The organism is Micromonospora sp. CPCC 205554, assembly GCF_036902745.1.
GTDB classification, from domain to species: domain Bacteria; phylum Actinomycetota; class Actinomycetes; order Mycobacteriales; family Micromonosporaceae; genus Micromonospora; species Micromonospora tulbaghiae.
On the sequence record NZ_JBAKHP010000019.1, the window covers coordinates 102,616 to 116,076 of the forward strand.

Consider the following 13,461-nt stretch of genomic DNA (forward strand, 5'->3'; position numbering starts at 1 on the left):
CCCCGATAGCCGGTCGTACCGGCCCGATTACCCAAACGGGTGGCGGGCCGGTGCGGCAGGGCTTAGCGTCGATGTGTGGAAGTGGGGCAGGGGCTGCTGCTGGCGCTGGCGATCCTCGCCGTCTGCTGCCTGCCTGTCCTGTTCGCGCTGCTGTTCTGCGCCGACGAGATCATCGATCGGGTCGCCTGCGGATGGGCCGAGTGGCGGGAGCAGCGCCGGGAACGCCGTACCATCGCGCGACTCGACCGGGCCATCGAGGCCGAGGCGCTGACCCGCGACATCGACCTCACCGAGTTCGACAAGGACGGCCGCCGTCCGCTGGAACAACTCGCCACCGACCTGCGTCGGCTCGGCGGCCACCGGCTCGCCGCCGCCGACCGCAGCGTGGTGTGGCACGGCGCCGTCATCGAGGCGTACGACGAACGGCTGCGCGCCGCCTGCCACGCGCTCGGCATCGCCGAGCACCTGGCCGAACTGGACGGCGTCGACCGGGAGATCGAACGGGTACGCGTCGAAGGGCTGCTGCACGCCGCCGGGCTGACGCTGCCGGCCGCCCGCGCCGCGCACCACCAGCGGCACCGCTGACCGGGTGCGTCTCTTCGCGGCGATCTACCCGCCTGCCGTGGCCGTCGCGGACCTGACCGCCCGGATCAAGGGCCTGCGGGTCGCGTCCGCCCGCCACGCCCGGCTCGCCGACCCGGCGAACCTGCACCTCACGCTCGCCTTCCTCGGCGAGGTGCCGGACGTCCGGCTGCCCGATGTGGAGCGGGCGCTCGCCTCGGCCGCCCGGCCGGCTCGTTCCCCGCGACTGCGCCTCGCCGGTGGCGGCAGTTTCGGTCAGGGCCGGTCCACCGTGCTCTGGGTCGACGTCCGCGGCGAGGTCGACGCGCTCGACGCGCTCGCCCGGTCGATCCGCGACCGGCTGCGCGGGGCCGGGCTGCCCTGCGACGACAAGCCGTTCCGGCCACACCTGACCATCGCCCGTCCCGGTGACCGGGTGCCCGAGGCCGACCTCCGCGCCGACCTGGCGACCCTGGGCGACTACACCGGCCCGGAGTGGCCCGCCGACCGCCTGACCCTGGTCCACAGCAATCCAGGCCCACCCACCCGCCACACCCGACTCACCACCTGGCCCCTCTAGCCGCCCCTCCGCCCTCCGCCCTCACCCGCGCCCTCGCGCCCCCTCGCCCCCGCGCCCCCTCGCCCGCGATCTTGCAGTTTCGGCCCGGGCGAAAAGCCCAAAACCGCCTAGAGCCGAGGCGCAAACTGCAAGATCGCGGGCGCGGGCGCGGGCGCGGGGGTGGGGGCGAGGGTGGGGGTGGGGGCGAGGGGCCGGGCAGGGCGGGGGTTACCAGGCCCAGGCCTCGGGGCCGGGGCCGCCGTTGCCCACGGGCGGGAACAGCTCGTCCAGGCGCGTGAGGGTGGGCTCGTCCAGGTGGACGTCGAGGGCGCCCAGGTTGCGGTCCAGCTGATCCATCGTGCGGGGGCCGACGATCGGGGCGGTCACGCCCGGCCGGGACAGCAGCCACGCCAGCGCCACATCCGCCGGGTCGTGACCCAGGTCGGCGCAGAGCTTCTCGTACGCCTCGATGGTGTTCCGGTGCTCGGCCAGGGCGTCCGCCGAGCGGCCGGTGGTGCCGCGCGCCGCGCTGCCGTCGGCCATCTTGCGGATGATGCCGGAGAGCAGCCCGCCGTGCAGCGGCGACCAGGGAATGATGCCCAGCCCGTAGTGCTGGGCGGCCGGCACGACCTCCAGTTCGACGTACCGGGTCAGCAGGTTGTAGATGCACTGCTCGGAGACGAGGCCGAGGAAGTTGCGCTTGCCGGCCGCGGCCTGCGCCTGCGCGATGTGCCAGCCGGCGAAGTTGGACGAGCCGACGTAGAGCACCTTGCCCTGGGCGACGAGCGTCTCCATCGCCTGCCAGATCTCCTCCCACGGCGTGGTCCGGGAGATGTGGTGCATCTGGTAGAGGTCGATCGTGTCGGTCTGGAGCCGGCGCAGCGAGTCCTCACAGGCCCGGATGATGTGCCGGGCGCTCAGGCCCTGTTCGTTGGGCCACTCGCCCATCTTGCCGTACACCTTGGTGGCGAGGACGACCTTGTCGCGGCGCCCGCCGCCCTGCGCGAACCAGCGGCCGACGATCTGCTCGGTGACGCCCTCACCGAGCTTCCAGCCGTAGACGTTCGCGGTGTCGAAGAAGTTGATCCCGTGTTCGAGCGCCCGGTCCATGATGGCGAAGCTGTCCGGCTCGTCGGTCTGCGGACCGAAGTTCATCGTGCCGAGGCAGAGGCGGCTCACGGACAGACCGGTGCGTCCCAGGTTCGTGTACTCCATGACTCCACCCTGGCACGCCGGCACTTCGAGTGCCCTCTCAACGAGCCAGGGTGGAGCGATGGATCAGGATGATTCGCGGGCCGCCGGGCCGGTGCCGAACAGCACGTCGTCCCAGCTCGGCAGCCGCTTGCGCGGCTTGCCGCCGGCCTCGGTGGACTCGGCGGCCGCACCGCCGGTCGCCGTCGCGGCGCCGGTGCGGCGGGGCCGCAGCACGGCGAGCGAGGGTACGGCGGGGATCTCCTTCGGCGCGTCCGAGTCGTCGTCGAAGGCCGAACCCTGCCCACCACCGAGCAGCGCGGCGGCACCACCGGCGACGGCCCGCTGACGGGGCGCCTCCTGACCGGCCAGCGCGGCTGGGGAGCGGGTGTCGAGACCCCGCCCGGACGTGCCGCCGAGCGGACGGTCCAGCGAGGCGAGCAGCGCGTCCCGGCCGGCGCGGATCGGGTCACGCCCCGGACGGGCGTGGTCGGAGGCGGCCGGCAGGCCGTGCCCACCCCGGCTCGGCTCACCGCGCGACGGGCCGGGCAGCGCGTGACCGCCCCGCTCCGGAGCCGGCTCCTGGCCGAGGATCGGCGTGGGCCGCTCGGCGCACAGGTATTGCGCCATGTCGTCGTGCGGGGCGACGTGCTGCCGGGTCTTGTCCAGATCCCACACCGCCTGCGCGGTGGCCTTGCCGGACGGCCAGGTCGCGATGATCCGCCAGGTGCCGTCGTCGCGGCGGTAGGCGTCCCACGAGATCTTCTCGGTGTCGATGCCGTGCTGGGCCAGCCGGCCGTTGACGACCTCGGCCAGCGGGGTCGGCTTCTCCGCGCCCTTGAGCCGGGTGCGGCGGGCGTGCTGGGCGAGCATGGCCCGCTCCTGGAGCACCGGGCCGGCGTAGCGCAGCACCCGGTCGACGGGCACACCGGCGATGCGGGCGACGTCCTCCGCGGACTCGCCGGACCGGATCCGGGCCTGGATGTCCCGTGGGGACAGCGACGGCGTCGGGTCGGTGGCGCTCGGCACCACCGCGAGCGGCGGGGCGCCCGGCTCGGCGTGCAGCGCCGACGCGATCCGTTCGTCGATGGGCAGCGCCAGCAGGCGCCCCACCTCGTCGGCGAGCACCAGGGCCTGGCCGTCCTCGGAGAGGGCGACGAAGCGTACTGGGCGCATGGGCTTGCCTCCGTCCCGCTTCGCTGGCCGTCACGCCACGGGAGCCGGCCACCCGGGCGTCTCGCACCACCGTACGCTCATCTACCCGCCGATGGGGACTGCGACACCCCGGCATGTCGTGACTGAGCTGCGGTAATGATCACGGTGGGTGGCCGCCGGAGCCCCGACGGCCACGCACCGTGACCAAGTGGTCAGAGTCGCTCGACCACGTAGTCGATGGACGCGGTGAGCGCCTCGACGTCGGCCGGCTCGACGGCCGGGAACAGCGCCACCCGAAGCTGGTTGCGGCCCAGCTTGCGGTACGGCTCGGTGTCGACGATGCCGTTGGCGCGCAGCGCCTTGGCGATCGCCGTCGCGTCCACCCCGTCGGCGAAGTCGACGGTGGCGACCACGTTGGACCGCAGCGCCGGGTCGGACACGAACGGCGTGGCGAACGACGAGCGCTCGGCCCAGCCGTACACGATGCCGGCGCTCTCGGCGGTGCGCTTGGCCGCCCAGGCCAGCCCGCCCTGGGAGTTCATCCAGTCGGTCTGCTCCGCGGCCAGGAAGATGGTCGCCAGCGCCGGGGTGTTGTACGTCTGCTCCAGCCGCGAGTTGTCGATCGCGGTGACCAGGTCGAGGAAGGCCGGGATGTAGCGGCCCGACTCCTTGACCTCGGTGGCCCGGGCCAGCGCGGCCGGCGACATCAGGGCCAGCCAGAGCCCGCCGTCGGAGCCGAAGCACTTCTGCGGGGCGAAGTAGTAGACGTCGGTCTGGGCGACGTCCACGTCCAGCCCGCCCGCGCCGGAGGTGGCGTCGACCAGCAGCAGCGAGCCCTCGTCGGCGCCCGCGACCCGGCTGATCGGCACCGCGACGCCGGTGGAGGTCTCGTTGTGCGGGGTGGCGTAGACGTCCACGCCGGCCTCGGCCACGAGCGCCGGGGCGCTGCCCGCGTCGGACTTGCGGACGGTCGGCTCACCCAGGAACGGCGCGTCCTTGACCGACTTGGCGAACTTGGCGCCGAACTCGCCGAAGCTGGCGAACTGGGCCCGGTCACGGATCAGGCCGAACGTGGCGACCTCCCAGAACGCGGTGGTGCCGCCGTTGCCGAGCACCACCTCGTACCCCTCGGGCAGGGAGAAGAACTCGGCCAGGCCGCGGCGCAGCCGGGCCACCTGGTCGCGGACCGTCTTCTGCCGGTGCGACGTGCCCAGGTAGCTGGTGGCGACGTCGGAGAGGGCGGAGACCGCGGCCGGACGGACCTTGGACGGGCCGCAGCCGAATCGTCCGTCGGCGGGCCTGATCTCGTCGGGAATCCGGATGGTCGGTGCGTCAGCCACGGTCTTGAAGATCCTTCCGCATGGGCGAGAGGTGAGCTGGCAGGCGCGGACGATGTCCTGCCGCGTGGCGGCGGGCGGCGTCCGAGCCCGTTCCGGCGACACTGCCACGGCCATCCTCGCACCTGCCCGGGCGCGTCCGGCGGGCTGTCCCACCCCGGTCGGTGAGGCGTCCGCCACACGCGCGGCGTGCCGGTCCCGGAAATGCCGGAGCCCCGCTCCACCGAGGGTGGGAGCGGGGCCCGAGCGAGACGTCAGACGCCGTGCGGGATGGCGTCCCAGCCCTCGACCTGCTGGGGCTTGCGCGGGCCGTGGCCGACGTACGTGGCCGACGGCCGGACCAGCCGCTGGAGCTTCTTCTGCTCCAGGATGTGCGCGGACCAGCCGCCCATCCGGGCGCAGGTGAACATCGAGGTGAACATGTGCGCCGGCACCTCGGCGAAGTCCAGCACCACGGCCGACCAGAACTCGACGTTGGTAGCGAGGACGCGGTCCGGACGGCGGGCCTGGAGTTCGGCCAGCGCGGCCTTCTCCAGCGCCTCGGCGACCTCGAAGCGCGGCGCGCCCAGCTCCTTGGCGGTACGCCGCAGCACGCGGGCGCGCGGGTCCTCGGCCCGGTAGACCCGGTGGCCGAAGCCCATCAGGCGCTCGCCCCGGTCCAGGACGCCCTTGACGTACCCGTCGGCGTCGCCGCTGCGCTCGACCGCCTCCAGCATGCTGAGCACCCGGGACGGGGCGCCGCCGTGCAGCGGGCCGGAGAGCGCGCCGATTCCGGAGGAGATGCAGGCCGCGGCGTCCGCGCCGGTGGAGGCGACGATCCGGGCGGTGAAGGTGGAGGCGTTCAGGCCGTGCTCGGCGGCCGAGATGAAGTACGCGTCGACGGCCTTGACGTGCCGCGGGTCGGGCTCACCCCGCCAGCGCTTCATGAACCGCTCGACGATGGTCTCCGCCTTGTCGATCTCCTTCTGCGGCACGGCCGGCAGGCCCAGGCCGCGCGCCGACTGGGCGACGAAGGACAGCGCGGTGACCGACACCCGGGCCAGGTCCTCTCGGGCCTGCTCGTCGGAGATGTCGAGAAGCTGGTTGAGCCCCCAGTACGGGGCCAGCATGGCGACCGCGGACTGCACGTCGACGCGGATGTCACCGGAGTGCACCGGCACCGGGAACGGCTCGGCCGGCGGCAGGCCCGGGCCGAACCGGCCGTCCACCAGCAGCGCCCAGACGTTGCCGAACGAGACCTGGCCGATCAGGTCCTCGATGTCCACGCCCCGGTAGCGCAGTGAACCCCCCGCGCGGTCGGGTTCGGCGATCTCGGTCTCGAAGGCTACGACGCCCTCCAGGCCCGGTTTGAAATCGGACATGTCGTCTCCTGGCTTCGGCTCGGCGCGCCCGGGCGGGCTGATCGAGCCCCGCAGCTCAGGCGACCCTTCAGGGATGTGGTTCGGAACATCTTGCCCGCTGGGTAACAAGCTGCGCGACCCACAGCCACTGTGCGCCACGCGACATCCCCGCCGCTGGACGTCGGTGAGAGAGGGAGAAGACTGGGTACCGGGGCCTGGCCAGCGTCGGGGGACGCCGGCACGCCCGGGAGAGGGACTACCACAGTGACAGGCGACACACCCGCCCCGGCCGGTATGCGTAACGAGTACGCCGCCGACCTGGGCCTGACCGAGACGGATCTGGCGCCGGACTGGCACACCCAGTTCGCCCGCTGGTTCGCCGACGCGGTGGCCCATCCGCTGCCGGAGCCGAACGCGATGGTGCTCGGCACCGCCGACGACCGGGGCCGGCCCAGCGGGCGCACCGTGCTGCTCAAGGGGTACGACCCGGAGGGCTTCGTCTTCTACACCAACCACGGCTCGCGCAAGGGCACCGAGGTGGCCGGGAACCCGTGGGCCAGCCTGGTGTTCCCCTGGTTCCCGATGCAGCGGCAGGTGATCGTGACCGGCCGGGTCGAGCAGGTGGGCCGCGCCGAGACCGAGGCGTACTTCGCCGGCCGGCCGCGCGGCTCGCAGCTCGGGGCGTGGGCCAGCGCCCAGTCGACGGTGGTGCCGGACCGGGCCGCGCTCGACGCGGCGTACCGGGCGGCGGCCGAGCGGTTCGCCGACGTGGACCCGATCCCCGCGCCGCCGTACTGGGGCGGGTTCCGGGTCCGTCCGGAGACTGTCGAGTTCTGGCAGGGCCGGGCCAGCCGGCTGCACGACCGGCTGCGCTTCCGGCGTACCGGGGACGGGGTGTTCGTCGTCGAGCGGCTCGCGCCGTGACCGACGTCACGTCGGCCCGGCGGCGGGGCGCGAGCCGCTGGGCGATCGACCTGCGCCCGCTGCGGGTGCCCGCGTACCGGCGGGTCTGGACCGGCAACGCGATCGCCATGTTCGGCTTCCAGTTCACCGCCGTGGCGGTGCCGGTCGAGATGTTCGACCTGACCGGCGGCTCGTTCTGGGTCGGCCTGCTCGGCATCGCCGGCTTCGTACCGCTGCTGATCTTCGGGCTGTGGGGCGGCGCGGTCGCCGACGCCCGGGACCGCCGCCGGGTGCTGCTCGTCGGCGGCTGCGTGCTCTGGGCCTCGACGCTCGGGCTGCTGGTGCAGTCGCTGGCCGGCGCGCGCAGCCCGCTGCTGCTCCTGCTGCTGGTCGGCCTCCAGTCGACGGCCTTCGCGATCACCTCACCGGCCCGCAGCGCGATCCTGCCCCGGCTCGTGCCGGCCGAGCTGGTCCCGGCGGCCACCACGCTGAACTTCACCACGTTCACCGCCGCCGCCGTCTTCGGCCCGCTCGCCGCGGGTCTGATCTTCGCCGCCTGGCAGGTCGGGGTGGCGCTGCCCATCGCGTACGCGGCGGACGCGCTGCTGTTCACCGCGTCGCTCTGGGCCACGCTGCGCCTGCCCGCGATGCCGCCCGCGCCGGACCCGGACGGCGGCGTCCGCAAGGCCGGGTTCGCCAGCATCGTCGACGGCTTCCGCTATCTGGCGACCACGCGGGTGCTGCTGCTCTCCTTCGCCATCGACCTGATCGCGATGATCCTGGCCATGCCGCGGGCGCTGTTCCCGGAGCTGGCGCAGGAACGCTTCGGCGGCGCCTCGGCGGTGGGCTGGCTCTACAGCTCCATCGCCATCGGCGCGATGCTGGGCGGCCTGACCTCCGGGTGGATCGGCCGGGTCCGCCGCCAGGGCCTCGCGCTCACCGTGGCGGTGGTCGGCTGGGGCGTGGCGATCGCGCTCGCCGGGCTGGCCGGGCAGTTGTGGGTGGCAGTGGTGCTGCTGGGCGTCGCCGGCGCCGCCGACCTGGTCAGCGCCACGCTGCGCCAGTCGATGCTGCTGGTCTACGCGCCGGACCGGATGCGTGGCCGCCTCCAGGGCGTGAACACGGTGGTGGTGGCCGGTGGCCCGCGCCTGGGCGATCTGCGCGCCGGCGCGACGGCCGCCGGTTTCGGCACCGGCTTCGCCATGGTCGGTGGCGGCCTGGCCGCCGCCGTACTCGCGGTGGTGCTGGTGGTGGCGTTCCCGGCGCTGCTGCGCTATCGCTCGACCACCCCCGCCGAGGAGCGCCGCTGACGGTAGGGTCGCCGACATGGGGATCGACGTGCAGCCGCCTTCCGGTACACAGTGGACCATCGCGGCCGACGGCCACGAGGCCGTCGTGGTCGAGGTGGGCGGCGGGCTGCGGGCCTACCGCTACGACGGCGTGGACCACCTCGACGGGTACGCCGAGGACGAGGTCTGCCCCGGCTCGGCCGGGCAGGTGCTGGCGCCCTGGCCGAACCGCATCCGGGACGGCGTCTACACGGTCGGGGAGCGGTCGTTGCAGCTCGACCTCACCGAGCCGGAGCGGCACAACGCCCTGCACGGCCTGGTGAACTGGGTGCGGTGGCAGCCGATCGAGCAGTCGGCGGACAGCGTGACCATCGGCTACGACCTGCCGCCGAGCCCCGGCTACCCGTGGGCGCTGCGGCTGCGGGCCCGGTGGAGCGTCGGCCCGGACGGCCTGCGGGCCGAGCACGAGGCGACGAACCTCTCCGACGAGCCGGCGCCGTTCGGCTTCTCCGTGCACCCCTACCTGCAACTGCCGAAGGTCGGCGTGGACGAGCTGCGGCTGCACCTGCCGGCCCGGCGGCGGGTGCTGGTGGACAGCCGCCTGCTGCCGGTCGCCGCCGCCGAGGTGACCGGCTCCGAGTTCGACTTCACCAGCCCGCGCCCGATCGGCGACCTGGTGCTCGACACCGCGTTCGGTGACGTCGAGCGGGACGCCGACGGCGGCTCGGCGGTGGTGCTCAGCGCGCCGGACGGCTCGTCCGGGCTGCGGATCTGGGCGGACCGCGAGTTCGGCTGGTGGCAGGTGTTCACCGGCGACACGCTCGGCGGGGAACGGCACCGCCGGTCCGTGGCGGTGGAGCCGATGACCTGCCCGCCCGACGCGTTCCGCTCCGGCAAGGATCTGATCATGCTGGAGCCGGGGCAGACCTGGCGGGGCGCCTGGGGCGTCCGCCCGGAGGTCTGAGCGTGGAGTTCGCCGAGGTCGTCCGGCGCCGCCGGATGGTGCGCAACTACGACCCCGACCGGCCGGTGCCGCCGGAGGTGGTGGACCGGCTGCTCGACCACGCCGTCCGGGCACCGTCGGCCGGGTTCTCCCAGGGCTGGGGCTTCCTGGTGCTGGAGGAACCCGAGGACCGGGAACGGTTCTGGACCGCGACCACACCGGGTGGCGGCGGCCGGGAACGCTGGCTGGCCGGAATGCGCCGGGCCCCGCTGATCGTGGTGCCGCACGCCAACCGCGACGCCTACCTGGACCGCTACGCCGAGGCGGACAAGGGCTGGTCGGACCGCGCCGAGGAGCGCTGGCCGGTGCCCTACTGGTACGTGGACACCGGTTTCGCGGCCCTGCTGATGCTGCTCACCGCCGTGGACGAAGGGCTGGGCGCCTGCTTCTTCGGCATCCCGCCGCAGCGCGTCGGGGCGTACCGGGAGGCGTTCGGGGTACCGCCGGAACTGCACCCGATCGGTGCGATCACAGTAGGTTACCGAGCCGTCGACCACCGGTCACCGTCGCTGCGCCGGGGGCGGCGTCCGGTGCAGGATGTGGTGCGGCGGGGACGGTGGACCTGAGCGGTTAGGCTGACATCCACATTGTCAGCCTGGCCTGGGGAGGAGAGCACGCCGTGATCTTCAGGGCGGTCCGGGACGGGCGTCCCTACCCGGAGCACAACCTCACGCTGAAGCAGTGGGCCGAGATTCCGCCGCGCCCGCTGCGGCTTGACCAGCTCATCACCACCAAGCGCGAACTCGCGCTGGACAAGCTGCTCGCGGAGGACTCCACCTTCTACGGCGACCTCTTTCCGCACGTCGTCCAGTGGAACGGCGGCCTCTACCTGGAGGACGGCCTGCACCGGGCGCTGCGCGCGGCGCTCCAGCAGCGCAACCAGATCCACGCGCGGGTGCTCGTGCTCGGTGACCAGGGCGAGTGACGCCTCCCTGAGCCTTGGTTAAGGTGACGCCATGACTCCTCTCGACCTGCTCGACATCGACGCGTCGCTCAGCGAGGAGGAGCGGCAGATCCGCGCCGTCGTGCGCCGGCTCGTGGCCGACCGGGTACGCCCGCACGTCGCCGGCTGGTACGAGGACGGCCAGGTTCCGGCCCGCGAACTGGCCCGCGAGTTCGGCAAGCTCGGCCTGCTCGGCATGCACCTGACCGGGTACGGCTGCGCCGGCTCCTCGGCCGTCGCGTACGGGCTGGCCTGCCTGGAACTGGAGGCCGGCGACTCCGGCGTCCGGTCGCTGGTCTCGGTGCAGGGCTCACTGGCCATGTACGCGATCTGGCGCTTCGGCAGCGAGGAGCAGAAGCAGCGCTGGCTGCCCGCGATGGCGGCCGGCGAGGCGATCGGCTGCTTCGGGCTCACCGAACCCGACCACGGCTCCGACCCCGGGTCGATGGCCACCCGGGCCCGCCGCGACGGCGACGACTGGATCCTCAACGGCAGCAAACTGTGGATCACCAACGCGCCGATCGCCGACGTGGGGGTGATCTGGGCGCGTACCGACGAAGGGGTGCGTGGCTTCGCCGTACCCATGGACACGCCGGGGGTGACGGCGCGCGAGATCCGGCACAAGATGTCGCTGCGCGCGTCCCTGACCGGCGAGATCGCGCTCGACGACGTCCGGCTGCCGGCTGATGCGCGACTGCCCGAGGCGATCGGGCTGAAGGCGCCGCTGGGGTGCCTGACCGAGGCCCGGCACGGCATCGTCTGGGGCGCGCTCGGCGCGGCCCGCGACTGCCTGGAGACGGCCCTGGAGTACGCGACCACGCGCACCCAGTTCGGCCGCCCGCTCGCCGGTTTCCAGCTCACCCAGGCCAAGCTCGCCGACATGGCGGTGGAGTGGAACAAGGGGATGCTGCTCGCGCTGCACCTGGGCCGCCTCGCCGACGCCGGCTCGCTGCGGCCCCACCAGGTGAGCGTGGGCAAGCTGAACAACGTCCGCGAGGCGCTCGCCATCGCCCGGCAGTGCCGCACGATCCTCGGCGCGAACGGCGTCTCGGGGGAGTACCCGGTGATGCGGCACGCCAACAACCTGGAGAGCGTGCTCACCTACGAGGGCACCTCCGAGATCCACCAGCTCGTCATCGGCCAGCGGCTGACGGGCGTGTCCGCGTTCGCCTGACCTGCGGATTCACCCGATCGGGTCGCTCGGCGCGCGGCTGTCGCACGGTGGCCGTACCGTCATTGTCAGTCGATGTGTCGGACGAGGACTCTGTCGGACGAGGACGGTGAGGGCGATGGCCCGCGACGGTGACATCAACGAGCCCACCCGGGAGTTCCCGGACTACCCCACCAGCGAGTCCCTTCGCGACCGGGCGGAGGGCTCGCCCGACCACGACCGCGAGTACGCCCCGGGTGCCCCGGCGTCGGGCAGCGGCCCGGTGCGCGGCCTGCTGTGGGTGCTCGGCGCGGCGGCGCTGGCGGTCGTGGTGCTGCTCGGCGTGCAGGCCACCGGTCTGCTGCCCGACTTCCGCAACCCGTTCGCCAAGGAGCAGACCGACCGCAGCCAGCCGCCGTTGCTCAAGTCGATCCGTGACCTGAGCCGCTACGTCGCCGCCGAGGGCAACTTCCAGGTCGTGGTCGACGTGCAGAACGACAGGCGCAACGTGCCCGACTTCCTGCTCAACGAGCGCACGCTGTTCGTCGGGGCGGGCCGCGTCGAGGCGTACGTCGACTTCACGAAGATCGCCGACGGTGCCGTCGTGGTCTCCGAGGACGGCAAGTCCGCCGAGATCAAGCTGCCCGCGCCGCAGCTCGGCGAGACCGACCTGGACATGGACAAGAGCTACGTGTTCGCCGAGCAGCGCGGCCTGATCAACCGGCTCAACGACCTGGTGGCCGGCGATCCCAACCGGCAGCAGCAGATCTACAAGCTCGCCGAGGGCCGGATCACCGCCGCCGCCCGGGACAGCGGGCTCACCGCCCGGGCCGAGGAGAACACCCGCAAGATGCTCGAAGGGCTGCTGCGCTCCCTCGGGTACGAGAAGGTGACTGTCACCTACACCGCGCCCTGACCTCTCCGTACGCCGCGCGCCCGCCCCGATGGTCCGGGGCGGGCGCGTCGCGTGTGTGCCGGTGTCCCGGCTCGTGTCGCGTCAGCGGGTGGCGAGGTAGCGGTCCTCGTTCGGCATCAGGATCCACAGGATCAGGTAGATGATCACCTGCGTGCCGGGCAGCAGCAGCGACAGCAGGAACAGCAGCCGGACCATCCCGGCCGACATGCCGAACCGCTGCCCCAGGCCGGCGCAGACACCGGCGATCATGCGCCCCTGGCGGGGCCGGACCAGTTTGCGACTCATCGTCGTCTCCCACTTCTGCGGCGATCCGCCGCGCTGATTCCACGGTAGAAAGGGGTACGCGCCGCGCCCTCAGCCCCGAGGAGGATCGGCGACCCGGGCACCCGTAGGTGCTTACCCCGGACCCTCCCCACCAACGCACCCCCGCGCTCCCGCCCCGCTCCCGCCCCGCTCCCGCCCCGCTCCCGCCCCGCTCCCGCCCCGCTCCCGCGATCTTGCAGTTGCGGCCCATGTCCTGCCCGATTCGCACCCTTATCGAGGGCTACAACTGCAAGATCGCGGGATCTGTGAGGTGGGGGCGTGCTCGGCGAGGGCTGCCGGGTGGGGCGCCTTCCGTCTCGCGGGACAGGCGTTCCGTGAAGTGGGATCGGTGGAGATCTTGGTAGGAAAGGGCCCCTATGAGGGCCGTTTCGTACCAAGATCTCGTCGCTGCCCGAGGGCTTCAGACGGGGGCGCGGCGATCTTGGAGTTGTGGTGGTTCGGGTATGCCGCAAAAGCGTTCATTCTGGGTGCCACAACTCCAAGATCGACGAGGCGAGAGGAGGCGAGACGCGGCGGGGCGGGGCGGGGCGGGGCGGGCGCGGGGGCGGGCGGCCGCGTGCCGGGTCGGGTATGTGGCGACGTGGGGGTGGGTATTCACTGGGGCGAGGTAGGCTCGCCGGTCGGGCGCCCCCACCCCGGGCGCCGGCCGTCTACCCGCCCGGCGGGCGCGGCACCCACGCACCGGTTCGGATCCGCACAACGGGGACGACGGCGAGGAAAGCAGCCAATGATCAGTGTTTTCGATCTTTTCAGCGTCGGTATCGGGCCGTCCAGCTCGCACACCGTCGGG

15 protein-coding genes are annotated in these 13,461 nt (G+C 73.0%); 10 read left to right on the forward strand and 5 right to left on the reverse strand.

Annotated features, from left to right (window positions below; all coding sequences use genetic code 11):
• Nucleotides 1-75 precede the first annotated feature (75 nt).
• Nucleotides 76-585: a hypothetical protein gene (locus V6U82_RS21870; RefSeq protein ID WP_334464053.1), complete on the forward strand. Its 510-nt coding sequence runs from the start codon at nucleotides 76-78 to the stop codon at nucleotides 583-585.
• A gap of 4 nt (nucleotides 586-589) precedes the next feature.
• Nucleotides 590-1,141 carry an RNA 2',3'-cyclic phosphodiesterase gene (gene thpR / locus V6U82_RS21875; RefSeq protein ID WP_334464055.1) on the forward strand — a complete coding sequence of 184 codons (552 nt, stop codon included), beginning with the start codon at nucleotides 590-592 and terminating at the stop codon, nucleotides 1,139-1,141.
• A gap of 207 nt (nucleotides 1,142-1,348) precedes the next feature.
• On the opposite strand, the gene V6U82_RS21880 is transcribed toward thpR, so the two are convergent.
• The 4 genes from V6U82_RS21880 to V6U82_RS21895 form a co-directional block, all read right to left on the reverse strand.
• Entirely contained in the window at nucleotides 1,349-2,335 is a 987-nt protein-coding gene (locus V6U82_RS21880; RefSeq protein ID WP_128137359.1) for an aldo/keto reductase, read from the reverse strand.
• A 63-nt stretch (nucleotides 2,336-2,398) separates the two neighbouring features.
• Nucleotides 2,399-3,487: a septation protein SepH gene (gene sepH / locus V6U82_RS21885; protein ID WP_334464059.1), complete on the reverse strand. Its 1,089-nt coding sequence runs from the start codon at nucleotides 3,485-3,487 to the stop codon at nucleotides 2,399-2,401.
• Nucleotides 3,488-3,678: 191 nt separating this feature from the next.
• Complete coding sequence (serC, locus tag V6U82_RS21890) at nucleotides 3,679-4,806, reverse strand: phosphoserine transaminase (RefSeq protein ID WP_121685966.1); 1,128 nt, start codon at nucleotides 4,804-4,806, stop codon at nucleotides 3,679-3,681.
• Between the two features lie 251 nt (nucleotides 4,807-5,057).
• Nucleotides 5,058-6,164 (reverse strand): citrate synthase 2, encoded by a 1,107-nt coding sequence (locus V6U82_RS21895; protein ID WP_013283721.1) that lies wholly within the window; start codon nucleotides 6,162-6,164, stop codon nucleotides 5,058-5,060.
• Nucleotides 6,165-6,437: 273 nt separating this feature from the next.
• On the opposite strand from V6U82_RS21895, the gene pdxH reads away from it, so the two are divergent.
• The 7 genes from pdxH (at nucleotide 6,438) to V6U82_RS21930 (ending at nucleotide 12,347) form a co-directional block, all read left to right on the forward strand.
• Entirely contained in the window at nucleotides 6,438-7,067 is a 630-nt protein-coding gene (pdxH, locus tag V6U82_RS21900; protein ID WP_334464079.1) for a pyridoxamine 5'-phosphate oxidase, read from the forward strand.
• Nucleotides 7,064-8,356 (forward strand): MFS transporter, encoded by a 1,293-nt coding sequence (locus V6U82_RS21905; protein WP_334464063.1) that lies wholly within the window; start codon nucleotides 7,064-7,066, stop codon nucleotides 8,354-8,356. The genes pdxH and V6U82_RS21905 overlap by 4 nt, the downstream gene beginning before the upstream one ends.
• A gap of 16 nt (nucleotides 8,357-8,372) precedes the next feature.
• Nucleotides 8,373-9,299 (forward strand): aldose 1-epimerase family protein, encoded by a 927-nt coding sequence (locus V6U82_RS21910; protein ID WP_121685969.1) that lies wholly within the window; start codon nucleotides 8,373-8,375, stop codon nucleotides 9,297-9,299.
• A gap of 2 nt (nucleotides 9,300-9,301) precedes the next feature.
• Nucleotides 9,302-9,904, forward strand: coding sequence for a nitroreductase family protein (locus tag V6U82_RS21915; protein WP_128137361.1), 603 nt, complete (start codon nucleotides 9,302-9,304; stop codon nucleotides 9,902-9,904).
• A gap of 53 nt (nucleotides 9,905-9,957) precedes the next feature.
• Nucleotides 9,958-10,263, forward strand: a complete 306-nt coding sequence (locus V6U82_RS21920; RefSeq protein WP_013283726.1) for a type II toxin-antitoxin system VapB family antitoxin — start codon at nucleotides 9,958-9,960, stop codon at nucleotides 10,261-10,263.
• 31 nt (nucleotides 10,264-10,294) lie between these two features.
• Entirely contained in the window at nucleotides 10,295-11,455 is a 1,161-nt protein-coding gene (locus tag V6U82_RS21925) for an acyl-CoA dehydrogenase family protein (RefSeq protein ID WP_128137362.1), read from the forward strand.
• Nucleotides 11,456-11,570: 115 nt separating this feature from the next.
• Complete coding sequence (locus V6U82_RS21930; RefSeq protein ID WP_334464067.1) at nucleotides 11,571-12,347, forward strand: DUF4230 domain-containing protein; 777 nt, start codon at nucleotides 11,571-11,573, stop codon at nucleotides 12,345-12,347.
• Between the two features lie 81 nt (nucleotides 12,348-12,428).
• Here V6U82_RS21930 and V6U82_RS21935 read toward each other — a convergent pair whose 3' ends face one another.
• Nucleotides 12,429-12,632, reverse strand: a complete 204-nt coding sequence (locus V6U82_RS21935; RefSeq protein WP_013473752.1) for a PspC domain-containing protein — start codon at nucleotides 12,630-12,632, stop codon at nucleotides 12,429-12,431.
• Between the two features lie 766 nt (nucleotides 12,633-13,398).
• On the opposite strand from V6U82_RS21935, the gene V6U82_RS31605 reads away from it, so the two are divergent.
• Nucleotides 13,399-13,461: serine dehydratase beta chain (locus V6U82_RS31605; protein WP_442933455.1), on the forward strand; the 63-nt coding region annotated here is incomplete at its 3' end.

What these genes read in the sequence shown, in the direction of transcription:
- V6U82_RS21880 (WP_128137359.1), bottom strand. Translation starts at nt 2,335, where the DNA reads ATGGAGTACACGAACCTGGGACGCACCGGTCTGTCCGTGAGCCGCCTC.
- sepH (WP_334464059.1), bottom strand. Translation starts at nt 3,487, where the DNA reads ATGCGCCCAGTACGCTTCGTCGCCCTCTCCGAGGACGGCCAGGCCCTG.
- V6U82_RS21895 (WP_013283721.1), bottom strand. Translation starts at nt 6,164, where the DNA reads ATGTCCGATTTCAAACCGGGCCTGGAGGGCGTCGTAGCCTTCGAGACC.
- pdxH (WP_334464079.1), top strand. Translation starts at nt 6,438, where the DNA reads ATGCGTAACGAGTACGCCGCCGACCTGGGCCTGACCGAGACGGATCTG.
- V6U82_RS21910 (WP_121685969.1), top strand. Translation starts at nt 8,373, where the DNA reads ATGGGGATCGACGTGCAGCCGCCTTCCGGTACACAGTGGACCATCGCG.
- V6U82_RS21925 (WP_128137362.1), top strand. Translation starts at nt 10,295, where the DNA reads ATGACTCCTCTCGACCTGCTCGACATCGACGCGTCGCTCAGCGAGGAG.
- V6U82_RS21930 (WP_334464067.1), top strand. Translation starts at nt 11,571, where the DNA reads ATGGCCCGCGACGGTGACATCAACGAGCCCACCCGGGAGTTCCCGGAC.
- V6U82_RS21935 (WP_013473752.1), bottom strand. Translation starts at nt 12,632, where the DNA reads ATGAGTCGCAAACTGGTCCGGCCCCGCCAGGGGCGCATGATCGCCGGT.